This window comes from Pseudoalteromonas rubra (assembly GCF_005887115.1).
Classification (GTDB): domain Bacteria; phylum Pseudomonadota; class Gammaproteobacteria; order Enterobacterales; family Alteromonadaceae; genus Pseudoalteromonas; species Pseudoalteromonas rubra_F.
Window position 1 is genome coordinate 36,473 of the sequence record NZ_PNCJ01000046.1, and the last position, 24,075, is coordinate 60,547.

A 24,075-nucleotide genomic window follows, 5' to 3' on the forward strand; every position below is an offset into this window, starting at 1 on the left:
AATGCGCCTTGCCAAGTACCTAAGCCATTGCGGCGTCTGTTCCCGCCGTCAAGCCTCTCGGCTGATCGACGCAGCAGAGGTCAGAGTGAACGGTCATCCGGCGAATCACATTGATCATGTTACCGACGACGACCATATTACTGTGAACGGTACACAAATCACCGGTCCGGCTCCAAAAAAATTGTATCTGTATCACAAACCAGTGGGCATCGACTGCAAACTGCGCGCGGACGATCCCAGCAGCCTGATCCATCACCTTCCGCCTGGTGTGCGAGTCTACCCCATTGGTCGCCTGGACAAAGACAGCCGCGGACTGTTACTGCTCACTAACGACGGTGAGCTATGCAATCGCCTGATCCACCCAGACCACCACCAGGAAAAAGAATATCGTGTCGTCGTCGACAGACCATTCGATCCGCAGTTTTGCGCTAGGATGAGTGCAGGTGTCCCCGTCGATGGCGTGATGACGCAAGCTTGCCAGGTAAAGCCACTCACACAGGACACCTTTACTATTGTTTTGAGGCAGGGAATGAATCGTCAGATCCGCAAAATGGCACGGTATTGTGGCTATCGGGTGATCGATTTATATCGGATACGTATTGCCAACCTGATACTGGATCCCGACGCTCTGCCCTCGGGGCAATATCAGCCCATCTCGTTCACTGAGTTAGTACTGGAAGAGAAGAAAAAAGAGTACCGCCCAACCAACATCCTGGGCGGTAAAAGTAGCATCGGATAACAGTATAGCGAGCTGCTGACGACAACACACTGCGGCATATTGTCGCACCATTATTTCTCCCTATTATGCTGAATATTCTTCAAGGCACTGGTAATTCGCCGCCTGGCCAGTTAGTTTCTGTGTTCCGATATCATTGGAAGTCATAAGCATGGAATGGATAGCGTTTACCTGTCTGGCCGCATTTAGTCAGGCCTGGCGTAATGCCCTGCAAAGTCGTCTCAGTGAACATGCCAGTGTGGCCGGTGTGACGCTCGCACGCTTTCTGCTCGCCACACCAATGGCGGCCCTGTATTTGCTGGGTTTGTATCAATGGCAGTCAGTGCCGGTGCTGACCATAACGCCCTCATTAATAAGCTATGTACTGGGTGCCAGTGTCATGCAGATCATCGCCACCGGACTGATGGTGATACTGTTCAAACGCAACAACTATGCCGTTGGTGTGGGCCTGGCCAAAAGCGAAGCCTTGCTTGCGGCAGTACTGGGGATGGCTTTTTTCGGTTCACACCTCAGTCCATTCGGCTGGCTGGGCGTTCTGCTCGGCGGTATGGCTGTCCTGTTACTCAGCGGCGTGACGTTACGCCACTTTGTCCCCGCCACCGCACTGCTCGGACTTGCCTGTGGTGGCGCATTTGCGCTGACCTCTTTATGGGTCCGAGAGGCCAGCCTCACCACAGGACTGCCCTTTCCCCATAGCGCTGCCTGGGTGCTGTTATTGGTACTTTCCTGTCAGACCTTACTGTTGGCAAGTTACCTGAGTTATGCGGAACAAAGTTCATGGTATACGTTATGGCAACAGCGCCGGCTCACCAGTGCCATTAGCCTTACCAGCTGCATCGGATCTATTGGCTGGTTTAGTGCTATGAGCCTGCAACACGTGGCCTATGTCAAAACACTGGGTCAGATCGAGGTCTTCTTTACGCTGGCAATTGCATTTTGGTGGTTAAAAGCCCCCGTTGCCAGGCGTGATACGCTGGGACTACTACTTATCGCACTCGCTGCCATTTTGGTAATGATGGGCTAGGTTTCTGTTGCAAAGTAAATTTTCGGGGAAAAATAGCTGGCACTTCCTATACTGAAGATATCGCAACAATAATGACTGAGTGCCTTACGTGCCGATTGCACAACATTTTTATAGTCAGCCTGACGAGGTTGAGCTGGTCAAAGTGAAACTGTTTAAGCAGGTCGCTTATTACTGTTTATGCTTACATTTGCTGTTTATTTTTGCCTTCTGGTACAGCCATGTTTATATTCTGGCCATCGCCAATATCGCCAGCGTTGTCGCCTGGGCAACAGGTATTTATCTGCTCAACCGGGGCCACAGCCATCTGGCGCTCAGAGTATTTTGTATTGAAGTGACCGCCCATTCCGTGCTGGTTTGCGCCACACTCGGTATGGACTATGGTTTTCAGTATTACCTGTGGACCATTGCCTGCATGCTACTGCTGGATCTACAATTAAAACTGCGACTCGCCATCACTTTGTCTTTAAGCTTAATTGTGTTATTTGCAGTCCTGTTTGAGCTTTATGACACGGTAAATACCACCTTTGCATTTCGCGACTACGCCCGCCCCATCCACTTTATCAATGTGTTTATCTGCGGCCTGCCCATGATTTATGTCATTGGACAAATACGCGAAAGCACCTTTATTCAGCGTCGGCAGCTGGCGACGCTGGCCGCGAGAGATCCGCTGACTAACTTATTTAACCGCCGTTATGCAAAGGAGCTGATCTTAAGAGCCCATGCCAGTTGTGCACATAATGAACAGCCTCTATGTGTGGTGATGGCCGACCTGGATCACTTTAAACAAATCAATGATCAGCTGGGCCATGATATGGGTGACGAAGTACTGCAAACCGTTTCTGATATTCTGCACAAACATGTGACCGATCAGGATATTGCCGTGAGGTGGGGCGGAGAGGAGTTTCTGTTAGTGCTGGTCGACTGTAATCTGGATCAGGCGGTGCATCGGCTGGAAACCCTGCGTCAGACTCTTGAAATGCAGCGCTTCAACGGCAATGAACTCACCGCAACCATGAGCTTTGGTGTGGCTCTGTGGCATACTGCCCTGCCCTTTTCAGTGGCATTGCAATTGGCCGATGACGCGCTATACACCAGTAAAGCACAGGGCCGCAATCGCGTAACCGCAGCCCAGTCCAGTTAGTTCATGGGAGTAAAGGTAATACGGTGGCTGATTTTACCCGGTAACAAGGGAACCGCTTCACCCTGAGCATAGCCACTGAACCCAGCCCGATAAAACGGCGACAAGGGATGGCCACTTTGGCCACCAGCAACGCTCATGATCGCTTTATCAAGGTGCCCGGGCTGAGCAATAAAGCGTTGGGAAGCGCCAAATGCGGGTTTTTGTACTGCCGGCATATAGCTGTCACCAAACCCAGGGACTACCGGCATATCGAGCAAACCGCTAAGCAGTGGGATCTGTCGGCTAAACGGGTGTTTGACTTCAAGTTGATTCACTCGCCCCCACTGCCATGCTGCCATGTCGCTTCCTTCAGACTCGCGCAGCTGTGCTTTAGCCGCCTCATATGCTGCCAGCAACAGTGCATCCCAGTCACTATAATTTTGCAACCACTGCGAAGGTTGCTGAGATATCAACTGCCACACGGCTGGCTCAAGATATCGTTTGAGAGGCGACAAGCTCCCGTCAACCTGTTGCAGGGTATTTTCTACCGGGGAAAACAATACATCGATCGTTTGATCACGAAACCGCCTGACCAGGGTATAGCCGATCGAGTCCGGACAGGCACATGCCTGCCAGTCAGCCAGATATGTAAGATCTCGTGAGTAGTACGCTTTACGACTCTCAAGTAGCTCACTCAACAGCTGGTGCCAGGGCATCAAAAAGCGTGCCTCATTATCGAGCTGTAAACGCATAAAATCGGCTTCGTTAAACTGGGATTGCGCCTTCAACCGATCACGGATCTGCTGAGCCCGGGCACCCAGTGCGTAGCCCCCATCGCCAAACCGCTGATGCTGTTGTGCCGATACAACTCGGGAGTTAGCAGTCCAGATCTTGCCATCCGCGGGATTTTTCACGACCGGCCGATCCACTTCATTCCGTTGCCAGCCAGCACTGTAGTCCTGACTAATAACAGCCAGATCGCTGGGAGTTTTTCGGGCCGGTACAGCACCGGTCGGCCGCCATGCAGCATTTCCACTTGCATCGACAACCACCATATTTTGAACCGGAATAGCGATATGCTCAGCCTGCTGCAGTGCATCATCGACAGACATGGTTTGTTCCAGCCCAGTCAGGCCAAGATTAACCGCGTAGTTGCGATGTGCTACCCAGCTTAGTGCATACGCTTCCCCCTGGATATGCTTAACCGGTCCGTAGTCACTGAGTGTCAGGGCAAATTCATGACGCTGATCACCCGGTAATCGCAGCACTTCTGTGACCTGCCAGGTTTTATCACTATGCGGGTCGAGCTTGATCCAGTCTGCGGTATCCAGATAACCATTGGTGAACCCCCAGGCAATATGGTCATTACTACCTACAACAATCGCAGGAGCTCCGGGCAAAGTGACACCGGATACCTGCACGGGATTGCCAGCTGCGGTGTTGTAATTAAGTTGTGCCCGGTACCAGATAGCCGGTGCGTTCAGACCTAAATGCATGTCATCTGATAGCATTGCAGCCCCTGTATCAGTATGCCCCCCGGTTACTGCCCAGTTATTACTACCATAAATCGGCAACTCCTCAATCTTACGCCATACATCAAACTGAGCAATGTCGCCTAATTTTGGTATCAAAACATCATTTATGCGGACTTCACTACCATCAAGTGCAGCCTGATAATTACTAGGTTGAATAATAAAATCCACCATTTCTTTGCCAAGCAAAGACTCAACCAAAATAAGCGACTCATCTCTTTTTAAGGTACTAGCTTGTAAATCCAGGTACATACTAAAAATAACCAACAGACTGTCTTCTGGCTGCCAGGGTCTAGCATCTGCACCTAACAAGAGGTATTCAAATCCCTTCACACCGCTTTGTGCTTGTCCTTCATTTACCCCTTGCGAATAACGCGAAAGCAAAGTTTGGTCTGACTTAGGCAGTTGCTGCAAGATGCGCTGGCTTAGAGCACGAAACTGGTGAAATCGTAATCCCTTATCAAGTTCAATGGCCGCATCTCCAAATAACTCACTCAGCTCTCCAGCAGCATTTCGACGCAGCAAATCCATCTGAAAGAAGCGATCCTGACCATGTGCAAAGCCCAGCGCATAAGCAGCATCATCCCGATTCTGTGCTGTGATCACACTCTGACCCAGCGCATCACGCTCCAGCGTCAGTGGTGCGCTTATCGCCGTTGACTGCCCCTGCCCATCGAGCGCAGGCAAGCTCAAAGATAAGATCCCGTACACGACCGCACTGGCTGCCAGTGCCAACAACACTAAGGTCGCTATAGTACGTCTTAACCAAGTCAGCATACTCTCTCCTTATTGTGAGTGATTAATGACCTAGCCAGCTTAGCGCTAAATATCCTTGATTGCATTATCGTATTACATGACAAGTCTGTGAATCCCCGTTGGGACATGCCATTGCCGACGATAAGAAAGCTCCGCTACAACAATCACTTTAGTTCGTGCGCTAAGCCACTGTGCGATCGCGATCAACATCGGCAGGATTTTTAGGCATAAATTACCTCGGGTCTTGGCGAGTTTTCATACAGACAACTATAGTTAAATGATTCAAGGATACTTTTTCACGTTTACATGCAGACCATACAAGTGCTGTCGTCAAGGAAAGCTTTTTTAACCCGCTTTATGGTGGGGGCACTTTTGTTGGTGATTCTGGCTGCAGGCTGGTACATCGATGGCATCAATGAGCGCCGCCTGATAGAGGTTGAGAAAAACCGCACGTTTGAAGAGCTCAATGTTTATCGCACTCAGATAGAAGGCACATTGGCTGCAAATATTCAGTTGGTTCGGGGGCTCGCCATTGCCCTTGCACCTCAGCCAAATTTGGATCAAGCGCAGTTTGAACGCTTTGCTGCTCCCTTGTTCGAGACCAGTAAAGTATTGCGTAATGTGGGGGCGGCACCTGATATGGTGTTGCAAATGGTGTATCCGCTCGAGGGAAATGAAAAAGCCATTGGGCTCAATTACCTCACCCACCCACAACAAAAGAAAGACGCGATTAAAGCCAGAGACACGCGCAATATCGTCCTGGCAGGCCCTTTAGAGCTCATTCAGGGCGGCATGGCGTTGATTGCACGGATCCCTGTATACGTTGACAACGACAATTTCTGGGGGCTTCTTTCGGTCGTTATTGACATGCCCAAACTATACGAACAAGTGTCACTGAACAAACTCGAAGGTGACTATCTGATAGCGATCCAGGGCCGAAATGGCCTGGGTGACAGCGGTGAATATTTCTATGGCTCTCCCACCATTCAGGAGCATAACCCACTGGCATTCACCATTCATGTCCCATCGGGTAGCTGGGTAATGTACGCAGCCCCGCGCTATGGATGGAAGGCCTCATCAGCCGCCTTATGGCCTTTTCGACTGGCGCTGCTGACCATAGTGATATTCTTCTTCTGTGCATTTTCGTTTTACACGCGCTTGCTTTCTGAGCTGAAAAATAAAACCAATGCGCTAACCAATATGGGCTCATTGGCCAAAGTGGGCGCCTGGTCGGTTGATCTGGCGTCTCATCAAATCACGCTGTCCGATGTGACACGCCAAATATTTGCCGTACCATCACACTATCAGCCCACCTGGATGAGTAGTACCGAGTTTTTCAAAGAGGGGCCCCATCGCAAGAAGTTTCAGGATCATATGAATCAGGCGATCAAGTATGGCAAACCTTTTGAGGATGAATTCATCGTCCAGCCACACAAAGGGCAGGAATGCTGGGTGCTCATCAAAGCACAGGCCAAACAGCACAATGGCTGGACTTTACAAGTGTTTGGGTCAGTGCAAAATATCAATGACCGCAAACTGATGGCAATTGAGCATGAAAAAGTAGCCAGAAATAATGAATTACTGGCCCAACTCAGTACCCATGAGGCCATACTTAATAATCACACCGACCGCGCGCAAGAATTATGTACCGACGCAGTTTGCCAGGCTGCTCGCGCGTCCCGCGCCAGTATTTGGCTGCTCAGTGACGATCACTCGTTACTATATCCAACCTGTTTCAGCAATACCCGCCGAGACAGCCTGCAGCACTTCCCGCCCTGGCGCAAGGCGACTTTACCTGGCCTGTTCTCCGCGGTACTGAGCAAGCAAGTTATAGAGGCCAGTACAGCAACCAAACACCCAATCACCCGGCCTCTGGCTGATCAATACCTCGATCCGTTTGAGGTCGAAGCTATGCTCATTACACCCATACTGCATCGCGGCGCCGTGTGCGGGATACTCTGTACTGAATACGGTGATCCATACCCGGACTGGACAGACAGTGACAGACGCTTTGTGCATGCCATTGCCGCTATGCTAGCCAGTTTGTTCAGCGGACAGCAGCAGCAGCAGGCTAAACGAAAAGCGATCATAGAAAAAGAGCTGGCTGAACAGTCTGCCAAAATTAAAGCTGATTTTCTGGCCAGTATGAGCCACGAGATCCGCACCCCGATGAACGGTATTATTGGCATGCTGGAGATACTTGGCAATTCGCAACTCACAGACACGCAACAACGTAATCTGTCGCTTGCACAAAGCTCGGCAGAGTCATTGCTCACTATTATCAACGACATTCTGGATTTCTCTAAAATTGAAGCCGGTAAACTGAATATTGAGCAGATTGAATGTGATCTGATCCAGATTATCAGTGACTGTTTTGCAGCCTTTGCACCACGAGCCAATGACCAGCAAACTGAACTCTTTATCGATAGTCGTAATATGCAATATCAGTACGCTAAGACAGATCCGCACAGGCTCAAACAAGTGCTCAACAACCTGCTTAGCAATGCCGTCAAGTTTACCGAAGGCGGTAAAGTGACCCTGACATGCTATACCGAACGCACCAGCGACCAGTCTCGCTTGTGGTGCAGTGTAGAAGACACGGGCATCGGTATTAGCAAGCAACAACTGAGCAAAATTTTTGATTCTTTTACGCAGGCCGATCCTTCAACCACACGCAAGTTCGGCGGTACAGGGTTGGGGCTAACCATAGCCAGACAGCTGTGCGAACTTATGGGCGGCGCCCTCAACGCTTACAGCAAACCCAGTATTGGGAGCACCTTTACGTTTTATATTGAACTCAGTGATCCACAACCAATCCGGGCGTTGGACGCCAAAAATGACAGCCTGTATGTTATTGATGCGCACTCACCGTCTGATCTGGCTGCTCGGCATATGCTGGACGCCTGGCATATCCCAACCGAGCACTTTGAGAACGTGACGCAAATGCTGGAGTTTTATAACACCAAAGAAGCGCATCAGCCCGCCCTGATCATTGCCACACAAGTGCTCAGCCACTCATCGGACTCTGACATACAGAGCCTGATAAAACTGATAAAAGTAAAACAACTCAACTATGCTCTGCTATGCCATACTATGCAGGAAACCGAAGCCTGGCCTCAGTTTTCATCGAATAACCTGCTGCTTGCGCCTCTGACCCCGGCCAACGCCTTATCTTTAGTTAAACGCAAAGAGCCCAAAGCCGCAAAAGTCGTCGAAAACGTCTGTCTGGATGTCGAGATTCTGCTTGTAGAAGACAACAAGATAAACCAAACCGTTGCAACCACCCTGCTTGAGAAGCTGGGTGCCCATGTCACCTGCGCACACAATGGTCTGGCGGCGATTGGCCATCTCAAGGTACGAGAGGAGCCTTATGCGATCATTCTCATGGATTGCCAAATGCCCGAGATGGACGGCTACACAGCCACCAAAGAGATCCGTGCCGGCATTGCGGGCGAACATCATCAACAAACACCAATCATTGCCCTGACCGCGAATGCCATGGAGGGTGATGAAGAAAAGTGTCTGGCTGCCGGTATGGACGCCTACCTTAGCAAACCCATCAATTTCAATGCACTGAGTAAAATGTTGCAGCGCTGGGTCGATGAAGCCAAAACCTGCTGATACAGCTGACAAAAGTACACTTCATTCATCTGAGGCCACTATGCAAGGCCGTTCAAATCGCATAGAGTAAAGTCATGAAAAAACCTGATCTGCTGCGCACCACCAGCAGCACATCTACTAGGGAAGAGATATGAATTTATCCAAGATTGAACAGCGGATCATTGGCTGTCTGCTGGAAAAGCAAACGACAACGCCAGATCAGTACCCACTCTCACTCAATGCCCTGACCAATGCGTGTAATCAGAAATCGAACCGAGAGCCGGTGATGTCTGTGACCGAGTCTGACGTACTGGACACCCTGGCTCAGCTTGAACAAAAGCGCATCGTCGTTTGTGACGAAGGGCTATCCGGCAGGGTAAACAAATACCAACACCGCTTTTGCAATAGCGAATTTGGTAGCCTGAAACTGACCGAACAACAACGCGCCATTGTCTGCTTGTTGTTGTTACGTGGACCTCAGACTCCGGGAGAATTGCGCACTCGTAGTGGCCGGCTGGCAGAGTTTGCAACGGTTGGCGAAGTTGAGGCTGCACTGAATGAGCTACAACAACAAGAGCTCGTAATGCGCCTGGCCAGAGAGCCCGGTAAACGAGAATCACGGTACCAACATCTGTTCGGTAACCCAGAGGATGACGAGCAAACAGCGGTAAGTGCATCAGAGCCGGCCGTGAACCTGGATGAACTGCTGCAGGAAATCGATCAGCTCAAACAGGAGCTACAAACTATCAAGCAGCACCTGGGTCTGTGAAAAACAGATCTAATCTTTAATAAATTCAAGTAAACTTAGAACAATCAGACATAATTGGACCAGCCGTAGAATACGGGTGGTAAGAGGAAACACCATGCGTGATGCGATCATCGCTGAAATGAAAGTTCAGCCTACCATTGATGTCGCGGCGGAAGTCGCCCGACGTGTTCAGTTTATTAAACAGACGCTGATTTCAGCCCATTGCCATAGCCTGGTTTTGGGGATCAGTGGGGGTGTTGACTCCTCAACCTGTGGCCGTTTGTGTCAGCTGGCCATTGACGAGCTGAATGCTGAGCAAGGTTGTCAGGGTTATCAGTTTATTGCCATGCGCCTGCCATACGGTACTCAGGCTGACGAAGAAGAAGCGCAGCAGGCGCTGGCGTTTATTCAACCCAGCAAACGCTTAACCGTTAATATCAAAGCGGCTGCTGATGCTATGCATGAGCAGGCGCTTCAGGCTATGCAAGACAGTGACACCACAGTGCCCAATGCAACCCTGGTTGATTTTGTCAAAGGCAATGTCAAAGCCAGACAGCGTATGGTTGCGCAGTATGAAATCGCCGGCCTGACACGAGGCCTGGTGGTTGGGACCGACCATAGCGCAGAGAATATTACCGGTTTTTATACCAAGTTTGGCGATGGCGCCTGCGACCTGGCGCCTCTGTTTGGCCTTTCCAAACGACAGGTAAGGGCTTTAGCCGACCATCTGGGTGCTCCACAGTCACTGGTACATAAAACCCCAACTGCCGATCTGGAATGCGATCGCCCGGGGCTTGCTGATGAGGAAGCACTTGGCCTGAGCTATGATGACATTGACGACTTTCTGGAAGGCAAACCTGTCAGTTTGGATGTTGAGCAACTGCTGATCGGTATTTATCTTAAAACACAGCACAAGCGTCAACCTATCCCTACCATTTACGACAGTGAATAAGTGACAGACGCAACGCCCTGTGATCTGACCCGCGTTATATGACGTACAAAGCCAGACGCACAACGCGGGGCTAAACTCGGGCGCTCGCTCTACTGCACGCCCGGCAGCGCACTCTACTCGTTAACTCTGCAAAGAAGGATACATGCCAATGACATCGCCGATTTTGATTACCGGAGCCGCACAACGTGTAGGACTGGCGATGGTTCAGTACTTTGTTGCTGAAGACATCCCTGTGATCATGACATATCGCACAAAACACCCGGTCATCGATACGCTGACTGAGCAAGGTGTGACTTGTATACAGGCCGACTTTAATCAGCCGGATGCCGTGACAACACTGATCACACAGGTCCAACAGCATACTAATGCGTTAAGCGCAGTTATACACAATGCCTCGAGCTGGGACTGTGAAGCCAGTAATCCGGATCACAATGCACTATTCGATGCCATGATGCACATACATGCCAAAGTTCCCTATCTGCTTAACTTGGGGCTGGCACCTTTGCTACAAAACCATGAGAGCACAGCTGATATCATCCACATTACAGACTATGTGGTCGAAAAAGGCAGTCCAAAACACATCGCTTATGCCGCCAGCAAAGCGGCACTGGATAACCTCAGCCGCTCCTTTGCCGCCAAGTATGCACCTAAGATTAAGGTGAACTCAGTCGCGCCATCGCTGATCATTTTCAACGAGGATGACAGTGAAGAGTATAAGGTCAAGACTCTGAAAAAATCCATCATGGGTATTGAACCAGGCTGTCGCGAAGTGATCGATGCCGTCGAGTTGCTGCGTAAAAGTAATTACATCACCGGTCGTACCCTGGCCGTTGACGGAGGCCGCCACCTGAAATAGCAGGCCTGAGCGAATCAACTACAGTGAGTTTTATTATGCATGAAGAATTAAAAAGCAGTTTCCAGCAAATCATCACCGCCGTTGGCGAGGACAAAGATCGAGAAGGGCTGCTTGATACCCCTAAACGTGCAGCCAAGGCCATGGAATACCTGACTCAGGGCTATCGCCAGGAGCTAAGTGATGTGACCAATAATGCCGTGTTTAGCTCTGATGCGGATGACATGGTTCTCATCCAGGACATCGAGCTTTATTCAATGTGTGAACATCACCTGCTACCCTTTGTGGGTCGTGCACACATCGCTTACATTCCCAATGGCAAGGTGTTAGGCTTATCTAAGTTTGCACGCATTGTGGATATGTACGCGCGCCGCTTCCAAATTCAGGAACAATTGACCCACCAGATTGCGCAGGCAGTCGAAGAGGTTACCGGAGCGCGCGGTGTGGGCGTGGTGATCGAGGCCAAACACATGTGCATGATGATGCGTGGAGTTGAAAAACAAAATTCGCAGATGCGTACTTCAGTCATGCTGGGTAACTTCCGTGAAGACGCTAAAACACGCAATGAATTCTTACAACTACTAAAACGCTAAGGACCGCTTATGCACACGGCGATCATCAATATTACCAATCTGAGGTTACGCACTTTTATCGGGTTCAATCCCGAGGAGAGAGAGAAAAAGCAGGATGTTGTGATCAATATCGAGATCCACTATCCAGCCGATGCGGAGTGCTTATTTCATGATGAAGTCGGCCATGCACTGAACTACAAAACCATCACCAAAGCCGTGATCGCCAAAGTGGAAGACGGCCACTTTCTGCTGCTGGAAAAGCTGGTTGCAGACATTCTGACTGAATGTCACCAGCACCCGGATGTCAGTTATGCCAAAGTAAGAGTCGATAAGCCACATGCTCTGCGCTTTGCCGATTCTGTGTCCTTAACACTGGAGTGGCGTAAGCCCATTTAATAGCAATCAGCGTAATTAGATTGGTATTACCTTTTCTGGCAGCGGGTTACACCAAGCCGGCTGCCAGCCCTATCACTACTGCATAGCGCAGGCCTTTGCCCAAAAATACCAGCAACAAAAAAAGCCCGAAGCGAACCCGAAATACACCCGCAATCAGGGTCAGTGGATCGCCAAAAATGGGTAACCAGGCAAACAACAAACTAAAGGTGCCATATTTTTGAAATTGCCTTTGCGCCTTGTCCATTGCCTGTCTGGAAACCGGAAACCAGCGACGCCCTTCAAACCTGCTTACTGCAGTCCCCAAATAGTAATTCACGACACTGCCCAGCACATTACCCGCTGTCGCACTTAGCCATAAGCCCCATAGTTCACCTTGCCGCTGTACAACCAACCCTGACAGCAACAGCTCCGAAGAAGCGGGTAGTAACGTAGCGGAAACAAAGGCTGATAAAAACAACGAAGCATACAACATAATAATGGGCGTCTACCAATGGCCTGTTTGACTCTGAGGTGAACTTACTCCCTGAGGACAAACGGATACACCGCTGAAACTTGCGCTCACCTGAAAAATACGCATTAATGAGGGTATTGTAACGCAAGGACCATAATAATGATAAAACGTCTCGCCATAGCCTCTGTAGTTGTCGCACTCGGCGCTCAACTCAGTGCCTGTAATGCTACACCCCATCCCGCACCTCACAGTAAAGGCTATGAAACCTATGTTCAGTCTGGAGATCTCTTCAAGCACACTCAACTGACCGATATTGATGGGCGGCCTGTACAGTTGGCGCAGGGCAAAAAGCTGGTCATCCTGTTCGCCACCTGGTGCTCTGATTCCCAGCGTACCTTAACTGAATTGAAAGCCTCCCAGCTGCTGGCTGATCCCACACTACAAGTCGTTGCTATTGGGCGCGAAGAAGACAACAAAACACTCAGCGCATTTCGTGAGTCATTTGGAATTGACTTTGCGTTGGTTGCGGATCCGGATAGACAGATTTATCAGCACTATGCGAATAAGGGGATCCCGCGCCTTATCCTGCTGGATGAGTACAACAAGGTGGTCAAAACACTCATTGGTGAGCAGCCCGGCATTGTCGAACAGGTCCGCTGGTAATGAGTACTGATGTTGTCAGCATACTGACCATGGCCAAGGTGATCCAAACGGCTGTCGCGCCGGTATTTTTGATCACCGGTATCGCGGCGACATTAGGCGTATTATCCAATCGTCTGGCCCGTATCACCGATCGCGCCAGGTTGCTCGATCGCAAGCTTAATAATAGTCAGGATGAAGAACTAAAAAGCCACCTGACCAGGGAAATGCGCACCCTGCTCAAACGCTCTCGCTGCATTCACGTTGCGTTTAGTATGAGCGTTCTGTCTGCATTGCTGGTCTGTGCCGTCGTGATGGTGCTATTTATTTCTCACCTGTACACTCTGTCATTGGGCGTTACCCTCTCCAGCTGTTTTATTGGTGCTATGCTGCTATTGATCTGCGCATTTGTCGCATTGCTGGCCGAAGTCTTTCTCGCCACTCGCAGTATGCGCCGTGGCATGATCTTTAAAGATATTGGTGACTAATGGCATTTCGTATCATAACAATTTGCTTAACTAAGTGTTCTGTTTTGAAGCGAGAGAACATGTTCGATAACCAGGCAAAGATTTTGCTATTTAGTTGTTCTAAATGAGAAATTCTTAACACAGTTAGCGCCATATTTGCTCCGTCAAATTGAACAGGTATTCAGTGAAATTGGTATTAGTACATAGCCAATTATATCGATTGGTATAACCGCACCGTCACATTACGCATGTAATGGCTCAAAAGCATTCAATGAGTCGCTCTGGCTGAAGTTTCAACTTGAGCGATCGCCCCAACCACCATCCTTTGCTTTCCATTCTTTCACTGAGCCATACATCCATTCTCTCAATTGTCACGCGACCACCTTTGTCATAGCAATCCGTATCAGATGCCACGTTCTGAGTAGGGTCTTCACCCCGCTCAGTCTCAGCGTACAGTATGAAACTGCGCACATAAAAAAACCGCTCTGGGCGAACCCAGAGCGGTTTTTTCAACTAATACTTAGTTAGTTGCTTACTTACGCTTACGGCGACGTAGTGCTGCAAACGGTGCTGCAAGTAACGTCAACCAAGCCAGTGAACCTGAATCGTCGTCGTCATTGTCATCACCGCCGGTTACGTTAGTCACGTTAACACGTACAGTTACAACCTCTGATACAAATTGTGCAGAGTCTTTCGCCTGAACCTGGAAGCTCACTTCTTTTTCAAATTCGAAGTCAATTTCGCCGTTCACACGGATAGCGCCATCAGCGTCAACAGTGAACAGGTTAGTTCCAGTTACGATGAACTCAGTTACAGGTGATACGTCTGCATCTGGGTCAGAGTAAGCCAGTCTGCCAATCACAGTGCCTAGCTGAGCGTTCTCAGTTACTGAGAAGATTTGACCGTGGTCAACCACTGGCGCGTGTAGTGAAGGATTAAGTACTACATCAACAGTGACTTCAACCATCTCAGACTTCAGACCTACGCTGTCTTCAACCATTACTTTGAACGTGTAGCTTGGTACTGCCAGCTGGTTGATTTCAGCCGTTGTAACCAGCTCACCTTTGTCGTTGATTTCAAACAGGTCAGTGCCTTCTACTTCACCACCAACAATGCCTTCAGCTGCGCTTTCAAAGACAGTGTAGTCAAGCATACCAACCACTGTACCCGCTGGCGCACCATCCATCATGCTGAACATTTGACCGTGTGCAACCACTGGCATTTCGTCATGTTCGTTGGTCACAGCGATTTCAACGTCAGTCATAGTCGAAGAACCCATCGTGTCCATCGCCATCACTTTCAGCTCTACGCTCTCAACACCCATCTCAAAGTCCAGGTACTCAGAGCTTACCAAAGAGATAACCCCTTTGCTGTCGATAGCAAAACTGTCTGAATACATACCATCCAGGCTGTAGCCCAGGATTGGGAATGCAGGTGAGTTTTCACCGAAGCTTACAGTCGCTACAGCCATTGGCTCAGCGTTCTCACTCACGCTCAGGTCACCGTCAACAACCAGCTCAGGTAATGCTGGAACTTCCAGGTCACCTGGCACAACTGCCATTATGTTTGTACCCTCAGTTGACGTGAATGCAAACGGCATATCGAACTCAACAGTCGCTTTTGCACCAGGAGCAAGCTCTTTCAATGCTTCGCCTTCACCGTCTTTCAGTGTCACAGTTGGGTTCATACCGAAGATAAAGCCACCGCGTGCTGAATCCAATGGCGCACCCCAGATACCTGTCTGCCAGTGAGCTTCACCAACGAATGCCTCAACACCAACTGGCATACCAAGCATATCTGCATTCAGTCCAAACAGGTCAGAACACGCTGTGAAGGTCACAGTGTCTTCACCTGACTCGTGCAGCATAGGTGTACCCCACTCCCACTGGTCATCGCCATTAACGATTGAACCAATCAAGGTACGGCTACGACCACGTACTGCTGGGTTGTTACCAGTATCGTTCAGTTTAGTAACAAACTTGTCAGCAACACCGTCGTTGTTCAGGTCAAGCTCTAAACGGTAACCCGCCTGACGCAAGTGGTTGATACCATCTTGTAACTGTAGTGAGAAAGTAGTCGAAACTCCTGAGTCACAGTTGTCGTTCAAGAATGCAACCGTAGTCAGTGCTTTGATGTCAAAACGACGGTCATCATCTTCGCTGGTCAATACAACTTGTTCAGCCATACCTGAGATAGCTACAGCACCCGTGTTCTCAACCATCAGCGATGACATTTTCTCACCCGCTTCAATGCTGAACTCAGCTTCTGCTGCTGCTTTTGGTAGTACGTGGTATACAACGTGCAGGTCGTGGTCACCTTCAGTTGCTGCATCATCAAAGATAAGTGCACCGTCATACTCAGCCAAATCTAGTGCTGCAACATTTTCTGCCAGCTCATCGTTATCGAACGGGTTCATGATGCCAAACTCAGGTAGCTTGCTTGGATCAATAGTCATGTCAACGTCAATCAGAATTGTCTGATTTGCTGGTACAGTAACCTGTGCCGGATGTTCGAACGTTACAGCGCCTGAATCCACATCATTCTGATAACGGTGGTCCATACGCAGGGTATACGTACGCTCTTCGTTTGAGTAGTTACGTAGTACTACAGACTTGGTATAAGTTTGAGTTTCAGAAAGACGCTTAGCACCGAACGACAGTGCCGCCTGCTTAGTATCAAACTCAGGCAGGTCCACCCAGGCTGCAACCGGAGACGCAATTGCTTTTTCAACGTCAACCAGACCAGCACCGATGCGGCTGATAGGTGCCAACGGTGAATCAGGGTTTACGTTTGTTGATTCGATCGTGATGTTCAGATCAGCGGTGTTCATCAGAATCGCTTTAACTTCCAGAGCATCAAGCTCAGGACGCGCTTCTTTTACCAGCGCCAATGCACCTGCTGTGATTGGGCTAGACATAGAGGTACCAGACTTACGGTGTAGCTGATCACCCGTACCCGGAGCTGCTGCCAGGATGTTTGAACCCGGAGCGGCAATTTCAGGCTTCAGCAGGCCGTCCATTGAAGGACCGCGTGATGAGAAGTCAGATACGCCACCTGGAGACGTTTTAACAACACCAGCAATACTGTAAGTGGCTTTACCGCCATCTTGCATTTGCTCTTTAAGTTTTGCACCCGCAGCAAAGTTCAGACCTGCTGACGGGATAGTCACGGTATCATCACTACCACCCATAGGTGCTGGTGTACCGTCATCGTTGTTGTTTGCGATGATTACAAATACTGCGCCACGCTCTTGCGCATTTAGTACTTTTTCAGTGAACGCACATGCGCCACGGTCAATAAGGACTGCTTTACCAGTAAAGTCCATGTCTGCAAACGGGTTAGCGCTTTCATCGAGATCACAACCATTTTGGTTTGCGTCAGGGTAAACCAGCTCGGCGTTGTCTTGAGTGAATGCAAAATCAACCTGAGGACCAAAGCTTGCAGGCTGAACAACCGTTGCTTCACCAGCAACCGTTGCTTCGCCATACAAACGCTCAAAAGTTGGGTGTGTCAAAGAGGCAACAGATAGCGCGTTAGGCGTCGTACTTGGGCCACCAACACGGAAAGGAATGTCATCGTCGTTACCAGCAGAGATAATCAAGTTAGTGCCCAACTTAACTGCACGCTGGATCAGGTAACCCGTACCAGAAGACACATCAGTATCACCAAACTCACCACCCAGTGACATGTTCATCAGGTCTACACGGTCACTGATGTCGCCGTCACCATTTGGATCCATTGCTGACTCAAGTGCTTTAACCTGTGCATCGTACGGACAGCCACCACCACACACAGAGTAAACGTAAAGTTCAACATCTGGCGCAATACCGGTTAAATCGTGAGATACGTGCGTACCGTGGTCAGACAGCTCAACAGCATCTGGGTTGTACGTAGGATCGTCTTCAATCGGATCTGGGTCATCACGCATGTGGTCGTAACCACCTACCACAATACCCTGAGGCCAACTTACTGATGTTGGATCTTCAGCAGCCGCTTTATAGTCATCAAGTGTACCAGCCGCTTCATTGAATGCTTTGTGAGTGTAGTCGATACCCGTATCTAGAACAGCCGCTCGAACGCCTTTACCTGTCACGTTCAAATCGTTACGCACTTTAGTTGCGCCGATGTAGTCAGAGCTTGCTTCAACAAACAAACGGTCTTCGCGTAGTGGAAGAATTTGCTCAACCATCTCGTTTTTGCGTAGCGATTTAAGCGTTTCTTCAGACGCTTGTACGATCAACGTTGAGGCCAATACTTTCGTTGAGCCTAGGATCTTAACACGCGGGTCAAGTGCACGGATCTGCTCTTTCATGCGGAACTGAGCCTGCTGCACAGATGAGAAAGTTTGCTTCGCAGCTTCAGTGCTGTATGTGCCCTCAGACATCAGGTCAACCGCAGTAGATTGTTTCAGAACAACCAAAAATGCTTCTGCTCTTTCCTGTTCCGGCTTACTAAGCGCTTCAGCTTGTACTTTTAAAGAAGCTGGAGCTGCTGGAAGCTGCGTTGCAGCCGTGGCAGATGCTGCCATCAATGCACCAGAGACAGCTGTTGCTACCGCGGTGGCTTTAAATGAATACTTGGCCATAGTTTCCCCTAGGACTTGTTGTTGAAATGATGTTTCTTTTAATTTTAGAGAGTAGATTCGCTCATCAATATAATGTGACTTCACGGTTAATTACAATATTAAACAAACAAAGAAGTTACAAATTTTGCAAGCAAATCACATGACACATCATAACTCCATGTTTATAAAGAAATTTGAAACTGTAAACAAACGTAAACCAACCCATCATCATGTTGTCACATTGATGAGTTTGTAAAACGTAATGAACAAAATACACACAAACCGACTATCTAATCTAGTTCAGAATTCCCATCTCGTCTAAGAGACTTGCAATATCTTTTATAAAGCCTTAGAACAGAGTCAGTTTTTTTAATGAGGGGTCGAAATGAGAATTACACTTTTATTAACAAGCCTGTTAACTGGGCTGTCTTTGAATGTTCAGGCAAATTCATTATTCGAAAAGCCGGAAGATGCAATTGAATACCGTAAAGCAGCGTTTCAGCTGATCCGTTATCAGATTGGTGATATGGGCGACATGCTCAAAGGCAAAGTCCCATTTGACGCAGAACGCTTTAAACAACGTGCAAATAATGCAGCTCAGTTGTCAGCCATGCCATGGGAAGCATTCCCGGCAGGGTCAGATAAAGGGGCAACAGATGCCTTACCGGCTATCTGGTCTGACAGAGCAACCTTTGACAGCAAAGCACAGGCCTTCGCAGATTATGCTCAAAAGCTGGCTGTGGCGGCGGAATCGGGCGATAAGAAAGTCATTGGTGCGGCATTTAAAAACTGGGCGAAAGGCTGTAAAGACTGCCACAACTCGTTCAAAGATTAACTACCACTACAAGTAAGGCAGCGAATGCTGCCTTATCATCAAACGCTCAAGTGAGGTAAACGTCTAGCAAACCAGGTTTACCTGCAAACAAGCTCAATCATCTAAGAAATCTAGATCATCCTCTCCCAGATTACGCTTCAGGCGTTTTTGTTCCAAGTAATCATCCAGACGACGCTTCACCCGCTTCTTTTGCTGGGCCTGCAACTCTTTGTCTAACGAGCCAAAGTCGTCTTCATAATCATCATCTAACGGATCATAGGAAAATGTTTTACCCACGATAAGCTCCAAAACTTAAATTCGCTAATTAGTCCGGCAGTTCATGCAATGTTGAGCCTGCTTAACAATAGTATTTAGCGCTAAAATCAGGCGCTGAAAAGCAAGACATTTTTATCTATACGATAAAAATTTTTTATTATGAGTTTGCGCAAAAAACACACTAGTCAAAACCACCACTTTTTGGTCATATTGATGAAAAAAGCAGATAACGATTAGCATCGGAAAAGAACACATCCCCTTATTATTCAATCACTTAATAAATTGGCATTGTTCTTGTTGGTTCTCTCTTGTCATCAACACACAACGGAACACGATTATGAAAACTATACTGCTTGCTTCAACGTTGGCGTTATCTACTCAGGTGGCAGCCCACACAGATAACCATTTTTCGGTCAGCACGGATGAATGCGCTGTTGATTTTAAAAACGACGTCCAGATCACTCCTGATCAGGTATTTATCAAAAATGGCAATGGCCAGCCTGTGATGATAGATGCGCAAGGCTTCTTGTTTATTGCAGATCAACCCGTTTCGCTGAACCAGGATGAGCGCCTGGCCATGCAGACATATGCCGATACACTCCGAGCCGAGCTGCCCAAAGTGGCCAGTATTGCATTGCAGGGTGTAGAGCTGGCCGGTGTCGCTATTGAAGAAGTAGCCACCGCGTTTAATCTGCACAACTTCGATTCCTTATCTGTCTTGATGGATGAACTGCATACAGAGATTGAGGGCGCATTTTATCAGCAAGGCACCTTTGTGATGGGAGAACAGGCCTTCAATGAATTCGGTGAGCAGTTTGAGCATCAGTTTGAAGAAAAAATAGAACAAGCAATAGAAGGCGCTATGATGGAATCCATTGGCAGCCTGCTGGTCGCCATTGGCTCTGAAATGGTCAGTTCAGGCGGCGATATGGATCGCTTTGAACAGCGCATGGAAAACCTGGGTGCCGAAATTGAACAAAAGATAGAGCACCAGGCAAAAACTCTGGAGCAGCAAGCCAACGCTTTGTGTGGCAACTTTAAAACCATTGCAGAACAAGAATCTCAGCTCAGCGCTATGATCCCCCAGATGAAAGGGTATCAGTTGTTCGCGTATCGCTAAACCTCGTTTATCCCTGCACAGTCGGCCACACTTGCATAAGCCCAACACTTATCGCATGTGTGGCTGCTTTTTCGCTTGTGCCACTAAAGTGCCCAGCGTACGCACATACCCTTCCATATGCTCGCACCAGGGCAGACCATAGCTGATACGCACACAGCTGCGGTAACGCTCATAGGCGCTGAATATGGCACCCGGTGCGACGCTGATCCCAGCCTGAAGGGCGAGCTGAAAGAACAAGCCGCCATCATAACCCTCCCCCAGATCCAGCCACAATACACACCCCCCTTTGGGGTCGCTGACCCGGACGTGATCAGGAAAGTACTTCTGTACTGCCAGGCGCATTTTCTGCTTGTTGTCGTGCAGCCGCTTGCGTAACTGGCGCAGATGCCGCTGAAACTCGCCACTGGCCATGAAATCTGCCAACGCCCACTGATTCATCATGGGAGCCGAGCAGCTCAGCGCGCGCTTAAAGCGCTTCGCCCGTGCACTGTATGGTCCCGCCAGCATCCAGCCCACCCGGTAGCCAGGCGCAACGGTCTTGGAAAAAGACGAACAAGTGAGTACTTCACCGGGTTGGGCAAAGCACTGCGCGGGCCTTATCCGCTGCTCACCAAAATACAGGTCTCCATACACGTCATCTTCAATCAGTGTCACGTCGTGCTCACGTAGTAACTTCAACAACAGCTGCATCCGGGATTCGGGCATCTGGCTACCCAAAGGGTTATTGATACTGGTAGAAAACACACAAGCTTTAATGGGGTGACGTGCCAGCGCGGCACTGAGGTCGTCAAGCCACAGCCCATCGTCCGGACAAACAGGGATTTCAATCGCTTTCAGGCCAAGGTTTTCGACCAGCTCCACAATGCCAAAATAACAGGGCGATTCGATCGCAACGATATCACCTGGCTGAGTCACACACTGCAGGGCAATGGCTATCGCTTCCTGCGCCCCGTTGGTAATGATCAGGTCATCACTGTTCACGGTCAGACCCAGTGCCAGATACTGCTGCACGATCTGCGTTTTTAGCATCATCAGGCCATCAATGGCGCCATAGTCGAGCATTCTCTCCTGAGCCTGACGCATGGCCTGGCGCATACTTCTGGCTAAGGCCTGTTGAGGACTGGCAGCAGCTACAGGGTTGGCAAGCCCCAGCGGGGCCACATCGGGAAGATGGATCCCCTCATATACCTGCTCAATCAGTTGCTGTTTATTCACCATCACCGGTTTTGCCGGTAACTTACTGCGCTTGGGCGTGGCCGTGGGGTGACCGCTTTGCAAAAAGTAGCCAGACTTTTCCCGGGCCACGACCTGACCCGACATCTCTAACTGCTGGTAGGCTTGCTGTACAGTAGGAATACTGACGCGCAATCGGCCCGCCATCGCTCTGAGTGACGGCAGTTTATCACCTGGGCTCAGCAACCCCTGCTCCACCATCTCACGTATCACAGTGATCACTTGCTGATATAAATAATCGGGTTTAAGACTTGGCTGGCTCATGACACGCTCAATCTGTATAGGTTTAAAAACACATTTTTTGTATCTGGCATATACAGAATATATCGTTAAACTGGCCACGCTGACTAGTCCTTGTTGTGAGAAGAAAGAATGAACAACGTCTTTTTGTATACGATCACTGTCCTTATCTGGGGCTCAACCTGGCTGGCGATTGAGTTTCAGCTGGGCACGGTCGATGAAGTGGTTTCTTTGTTTTACCGCTTTGCAATTTCTGCGGCCTGTATGTGGTGCTATGTGCTGATCAAGCGCCCTCCGATGCGCTACTCGCTCACAGATCATGGCTTTTTTATGCTACTGGCACTGGGTAACTTTGGGCTAAATTATCTGTTGTTATACTGGGCGCAGGGCAGCCTGACTTCTGCTATGGCGTCGATTGCCTTTTCGCTGCTGCTGGTTGCCAATATCGTCAATACCCGGCTGTTTTTTGCCAAACCAATCGCCGGGCGTATTTATATCGGTGCGGCACTGGGACTGGCTGGTATTGTCAGCTTATTCTGGCAGGACTTAGTCAGCGCCGATCTGAACAGCGACGCATTCATTGGCTTGCTATTGGCACTGGCTGGCATGTTTATCGCGTCACTGGGCAATATGGTCAGTGTGCGTAACTCCAACCGCCAGATTGGCGTACTGCAGGGCAATGCCTGGGGTATGTTATACAGTGCACTGTTCCTGGGTGGCTATGTGGCACTCAGCCCGCTACAATTTAGTATTGAAGCCAGTGCCAGTTATTGGGGCTCTTTGCTGTATCTGTCGGTATTCGGTACCGTTATTGCGTTTGCCTGCTATTTCCATCTGCTCAAGAACATTGGACCTGAAAAAGCCAGTTACCTGATAGTCCTGTTTCCTCTGGTGGCCGTCACACTCAGCACCTGGTTTGAAGGGTTTGTCTGGCAGCTTAACACCTTTATCGGATTTTCTCTGGTACTGATCGGCAACGCCATAGTACTCACCCCCTATCAGCGTATTCGCGCCTGGCTTAGTCCGACAAGAACGTCTCAGGCAGAGTCCTGAGGTGTAAGGCACCCGGGAGGCTTCGGATTGTGACGGGTGTTTGCGCCACCAGGTCGCCATCCGCCTCCACCATCAGATTAGCTGTTGTAATGGTTATTTCAGCGCGTTTTTCACGATATACCCAGGGCAAGCGCTGGTGACATCCAACCAGCATCGCCGCAAATACCACTAAACGCTGCCACCAGGCGCAGGCACTAAACCACATACATTCCAGCTGACCGTCGTGCAGCCTGGCACACGGTGCGGGCTGCAACCCGGCTGCAAAGTAACGGCCATTGGCCAGCAGCAGCATCATCCCCTGCTCTAGCACAGGACCTTGCGACGTGGCAACGCTGATAGTCGGCGCGCAGAATATCTGCCTAATCCCACCCCAGACATAACTCAGCGCCCCGGCACGTTTGTTACCCCGCATGTCCTGTACCACCTCAGCATTAAAGCCAACCCCAGCAATATTGACGAAATAGCGCTCACCGATGGCGCCCAGATCTATCGCAATACTGTGAGCAGAAAAAACGGCTGCTCTCCAGTGTCGCTCTGCGTAACCAAACTGACGGCAAAAATCATTCCCCGTGCCTGCTGGCAGGCAAGCCAGTGTAACAGGTAAACCATGTATGGCATTGACAACCAGATTAATGGTGCCATCTCCGCCAACCACCACAACCTGTTGCTGGTCCTGCGCCAGGGTCCTGATCGCTTTGCAATCCTGACCGAAGAATCCACTCGTATCGTACCAGCGAACGGCCAGCTGACGTTGCTTAACCTGAGCCCGCAACCACTTTAACTGCCGTTGCAACTTCCACCCACTTCCAGGTTTATAGACAACTAACAAAACACCCTCTCAAAAACAAAATCAACTTATCTGAATAATTACCCAAAAATAAAGACACAAAAAGCAAAGATGAAATACAAAATACTGTTATTAAAAAACT

General features: G+C 49.4%; 20 protein-coding genes. 14 read left to right on the forward strand and 6 right to left on the reverse strand.

Annotated elements, in window-relative coordinates:
* Nucleotide 1: 1 nt before the first annotated feature.
* From CWB98_RS21215 to CWB98_RS21225, 3 genes are all read left to right on the forward strand, one after another.
* Entirely contained in the window at nt 2-739 is a 738-nt protein-coding gene (locus CWB98_RS21215) for a pseudouridine synthase (protein WP_432765897.1), read from the forward strand.
* A 148-nt stretch (nt 740-887) separates the two neighbouring features.
* The gene (locus CWB98_RS21220; RefSeq protein WP_138546636.1) at nt 888-1,760 is read left to right on the forward strand and encodes a multidrug transporter; all 873 of its coding nucleotides are present in this window, start codon (nt 888-890) and stop codon (nt 1,758-1,760) included.
* Nucleotides 1,761-1,848: 88 nt separating this feature from the next.
* Nucleotides 1,849-2,901, forward strand: coding sequence for a GGDEF domain-containing protein (locus tag CWB98_RS21225; RefSeq protein WP_249364734.1), 1,053 nt, complete (start codon nt 1,849-1,851; stop codon nt 2,899-2,901).
* Here CWB98_RS21225 and CWB98_RS21230 read toward each other — a convergent pair.
* On the reverse strand, nt 2,898-5,189 hold the full coding sequence (locus CWB98_RS21230) for a penicillin acylase family protein (protein ID WP_138546638.1): 2,292 nt from the start codon (nt 5,187-5,189) through the stop codon (nt 2,898-2,900). The genes CWB98_RS21225 and CWB98_RS21230 overlap by 4 nt on opposite strands.
* 357 nt (nt 5,190-5,546) lie before the next feature.
* On the opposite strand from CWB98_RS21230, the gene CWB98_RS21235 reads away from it, so the two are divergent.
* The 6 genes from CWB98_RS21235 (at nt 5,547) to folX (ending at nt 12,289) form a co-directional block, all read left to right on the forward strand.
* Nucleotides 5,547-8,789 carry an ATP-binding protein gene (locus CWB98_RS21235; protein WP_249364738.1) on the forward strand — a complete coding sequence of 1,081 codons (3,243 nt, stop codon included), beginning with the start codon at nt 5,547-5,549 and terminating at the stop codon, nt 8,787-8,789.
* A gap of 130 nt (nt 8,790-8,919) precedes the next feature.
* A complete protein-coding gene (locus CWB98_RS21240; protein ID WP_138546639.1) occupies nt 8,920-9,537 on the forward strand; it encodes a YceH family protein in 618 nt (205 codons plus the stop codon).
* Nucleotides 9,538-9,631: 94 nt separating this feature from the next.
* Nucleotides 9,632-10,468 carry an ammonia-dependent NAD(+) synthetase gene (gene nadE, locus CWB98_RS21245; RefSeq protein WP_138546640.1) on the forward strand — a complete coding sequence of 279 codons (837 nt, stop codon included), beginning with the start codon at nt 9,632-9,634 and terminating at the stop codon, nt 10,466-10,468.
* A gap of 148 nt (nt 10,469-10,616) precedes the next feature.
* Nucleotides 10,617-11,324: a dihydromonapterin reductase gene (gene folM, locus CWB98_RS21250; protein WP_138546641.1), complete on the forward strand. Its 708-nt coding sequence runs from the start codon at nt 10,617-10,619 to the stop codon at nt 11,322-11,324.
* A gap of 35 nt (nt 11,325-11,359) precedes the next feature.
* A complete protein-coding gene (gene folE, locus CWB98_RS21255; RefSeq protein WP_054017374.1) occupies nt 11,360-11,914 on the forward strand; it encodes a GTP cyclohydrolase I FolE in 555 nt (184 codons plus the stop codon).
* 9 nt (nt 11,915-11,923) lie between these two features.
* Nucleotides 11,924-12,289, forward strand: a complete 366-nt coding sequence (folX, locus tag CWB98_RS21260; protein ID WP_138546642.1) for a dihydroneopterin triphosphate 2'-epimerase — start codon at nt 11,924-11,926, stop codon at nt 12,287-12,289.
* Nucleotides 12,290-12,335: 46 nt separating this feature from the next.
* Here folX and CWB98_RS21265 read toward each other — a convergent pair whose 3' ends face one another.
* Nucleotides 12,336-12,761 (reverse strand): YqaA family protein, encoded by a 426-nt coding sequence (locus CWB98_RS21265; RefSeq protein ID WP_138546643.1) that lies wholly within the window; start codon nt 12,759-12,761, stop codon nt 12,336-12,338.
* A gap of 138 nt (nt 12,762-12,899) precedes the next feature.
* On the opposite strand from CWB98_RS21265, the gene CWB98_RS21270 reads away from it, so the two are divergent.
* Together CWB98_RS21270 and CWB98_RS21275 are read left to right on the forward strand one after the other, a co-directional pair.
* Nucleotides 12,900-13,403 (forward strand): TlpA family protein disulfide reductase, encoded by a 504-nt coding sequence (locus CWB98_RS21270; protein ID WP_138546644.1) that lies wholly within the window; start codon nt 12,900-12,902, stop codon nt 13,401-13,403.
* Nucleotides 13,403-13,867: a DUF2721 domain-containing protein gene (locus CWB98_RS21275; protein WP_138546645.1), complete on the forward strand. Its 465-nt coding sequence runs from the start codon at nt 13,403-13,405 to the stop codon at nt 13,865-13,867. The genes CWB98_RS21270 and CWB98_RS21275 overlap by 1 nt, the downstream gene beginning before the upstream one ends.
* A 511-nt stretch (nt 13,868-14,378) precedes the next feature.
* Here CWB98_RS21275 and CWB98_RS21280 read toward each other — a convergent pair.
* Nucleotides 14,379-18,431 (reverse strand): S8 family serine peptidase, encoded by a 4,053-nt coding sequence (locus tag CWB98_RS21280; protein WP_138546646.1) that lies wholly within the window; start codon nt 18,429-18,431, stop codon nt 14,379-14,381.
* 364 nt (nt 18,432-18,795) lie between these two features.
* On the opposite strand from CWB98_RS21280, the gene CWB98_RS21285 reads away from it, so the two are divergent.
* A complete protein-coding gene (locus CWB98_RS21285; protein ID WP_138546647.1) occupies nt 18,796-19,245 on the forward strand; it encodes a c-type cytochrome in 450 nt (149 codons plus the stop codon).
* Between the two features lie 93 nt (nt 19,246-19,338).
* Here CWB98_RS21285 and CWB98_RS21290 read toward each other — a convergent pair whose 3' ends face one another.
* The gene (locus CWB98_RS21290) at nt 19,339-19,521 is read right to left on the reverse strand and encodes a PA3496 family putative envelope integrity protein (RefSeq protein ID WP_046005890.1); all 183 of its coding nucleotides are present in this window, start codon (nt 19,519-19,521) and stop codon (nt 19,339-19,341) included.
* Between the two features lie 316 nt (nt 19,522-19,837).
* Between CWB98_RS21290 and CWB98_RS21295 the strand changes: the two genes are divergently transcribed.
* The gene (locus CWB98_RS21295; RefSeq protein WP_138546648.1) at nt 19,838-20,620 is read left to right on the forward strand and encodes a YggN family protein; all 783 of its coding nucleotides are present in this window, start codon (nt 19,838-19,840) and stop codon (nt 20,618-20,620) included.
* 48 nt (nt 20,621-20,668) lie between these two features.
* Here CWB98_RS21295 and CWB98_RS21300 read toward each other — a convergent pair whose 3' ends face one another.
* A complete protein-coding gene (locus tag CWB98_RS21300) occupies nt 20,669-22,117 on the reverse strand; it encodes a PLP-dependent aminotransferase family protein (RefSeq protein WP_171045715.1) in 1,449 nt (482 codons plus the stop codon).
* Nucleotides 22,118-22,225: 108 nt separating this feature from the next.
* Between CWB98_RS21300 and CWB98_RS21305 the strand changes: the two genes are divergently transcribed.
* Nucleotides 22,226-23,146: a DMT family transporter gene (locus CWB98_RS21305; protein ID WP_138546650.1), complete on the forward strand. Its 921-nt coding sequence runs from the start codon at nt 22,226-22,228 to the stop codon at nt 23,144-23,146.
* Here the strand turns inward: CWB98_RS21305 and CWB98_RS21310 are convergent.
* Nucleotides 23,112-23,975, reverse strand: a complete 864-nt coding sequence (locus tag CWB98_RS21310) for a diacylglycerol/lipid kinase family protein (protein ID WP_138546651.1) — start codon at nt 23,973-23,975, stop codon at nt 23,112-23,114. The two genes, CWB98_RS21305 and CWB98_RS21310, sit on opposite strands and share 35 nt — an antisense overlap.
* Between the last annotated feature and the right edge of the window lie 100 nt (nt 23,976-24,075).

What these genes read in the sequence shown, in the direction of transcription:
- CWB98_RS21215 (WP_432765897.1), top strand. Translation starts at nt 2, where the DNA reads ATGCGCCTTGCCAAGTACCTAAGCCATTGCGGCGTCTGTTCCCGCCGT.
- CWB98_RS21220 (WP_138546636.1), top strand. Translation starts at nt 888, where the DNA reads ATGGAATGGATAGCGTTTACCTGTCTGGCCGCATTTAGTCAGGCCTGG.
- CWB98_RS21230 (WP_138546638.1), bottom strand. Translation starts at nt 5,189, where the DNA reads ATGCTGACTTGGTTAAGACGTACTATAGCGACCTTAGTGTTGTTGGCA.
- CWB98_RS21240 (WP_138546639.1), top strand. Translation starts at nt 8,920, where the DNA reads ATGAATTTATCCAAGATTGAACAGCGGATCATTGGCTGTCTGCTGGAA.
- nadE (WP_138546640.1), top strand. Translation starts at nt 9,632, where the DNA reads ATGCGTGATGCGATCATCGCTGAAATGAAAGTTCAGCCTACCATTGAT.
- folM (WP_138546641.1), top strand. Translation starts at nt 10,617, where the DNA reads ATGACATCGCCGATTTTGATTACCGGAGCCGCACAACGTGTAGGACTG.
- folE (WP_054017374.1), top strand. Translation starts at nt 11,360, where the DNA reads ATGCATGAAGAATTAAAAAGCAGTTTCCAGCAAATCATCACCGCCGTT.
- folX (WP_138546642.1), top strand. Translation starts at nt 11,924, where the DNA reads ATGCACACGGCGATCATCAATATTACCAATCTGAGGTTACGCACTTTT.
- CWB98_RS21265 (WP_138546643.1), bottom strand. Translation starts at nt 12,761, where the DNA reads ATGTTGTATGCTTCGTTGTTTTTATCAGCCTTTGTTTCCGCTACGTTA.
- CWB98_RS21270 (WP_138546644.1), top strand. Translation starts at nt 12,900, where the DNA reads ATGATAAAACGTCTCGCCATAGCCTCTGTAGTTGTCGCACTCGGCGCT.
- CWB98_RS21275 (WP_138546645.1), top strand. Translation starts at nt 13,403, where the DNA reads ATGAGTACTGATGTTGTCAGCATACTGACCATGGCCAAGGTGATCCAA.
- CWB98_RS21280 (WP_138546646.1), bottom strand. Translation starts at nt 18,431, where the DNA reads ATGGCCAAGTATTCATTTAAAGCCACCGCGGTAGCAACAGCTGTCTCT.
- CWB98_RS21285 (WP_138546647.1), top strand. Translation starts at nt 18,796, where the DNA reads ATGAGAATTACACTTTTATTAACAAGCCTGTTAACTGGGCTGTCTTTG.
- CWB98_RS21295 (WP_138546648.1), top strand. Translation starts at nt 19,838, where the DNA reads ATGAAAACTATACTGCTTGCTTCAACGTTGGCGTTATCTACTCAGGTG.
- CWB98_RS21300 (WP_171045715.1), bottom strand. Translation starts at nt 22,117, where the DNA reads ATGAGCCAGCCAAGTCTTAAACCCGATTATTTATATCAGCAAGTGATC.
- CWB98_RS21305 (WP_138546650.1), top strand. Translation starts at nt 22,226, where the DNA reads ATGAACAACGTCTTTTTGTATACGATCACTGTCCTTATCTGGGGCTCA.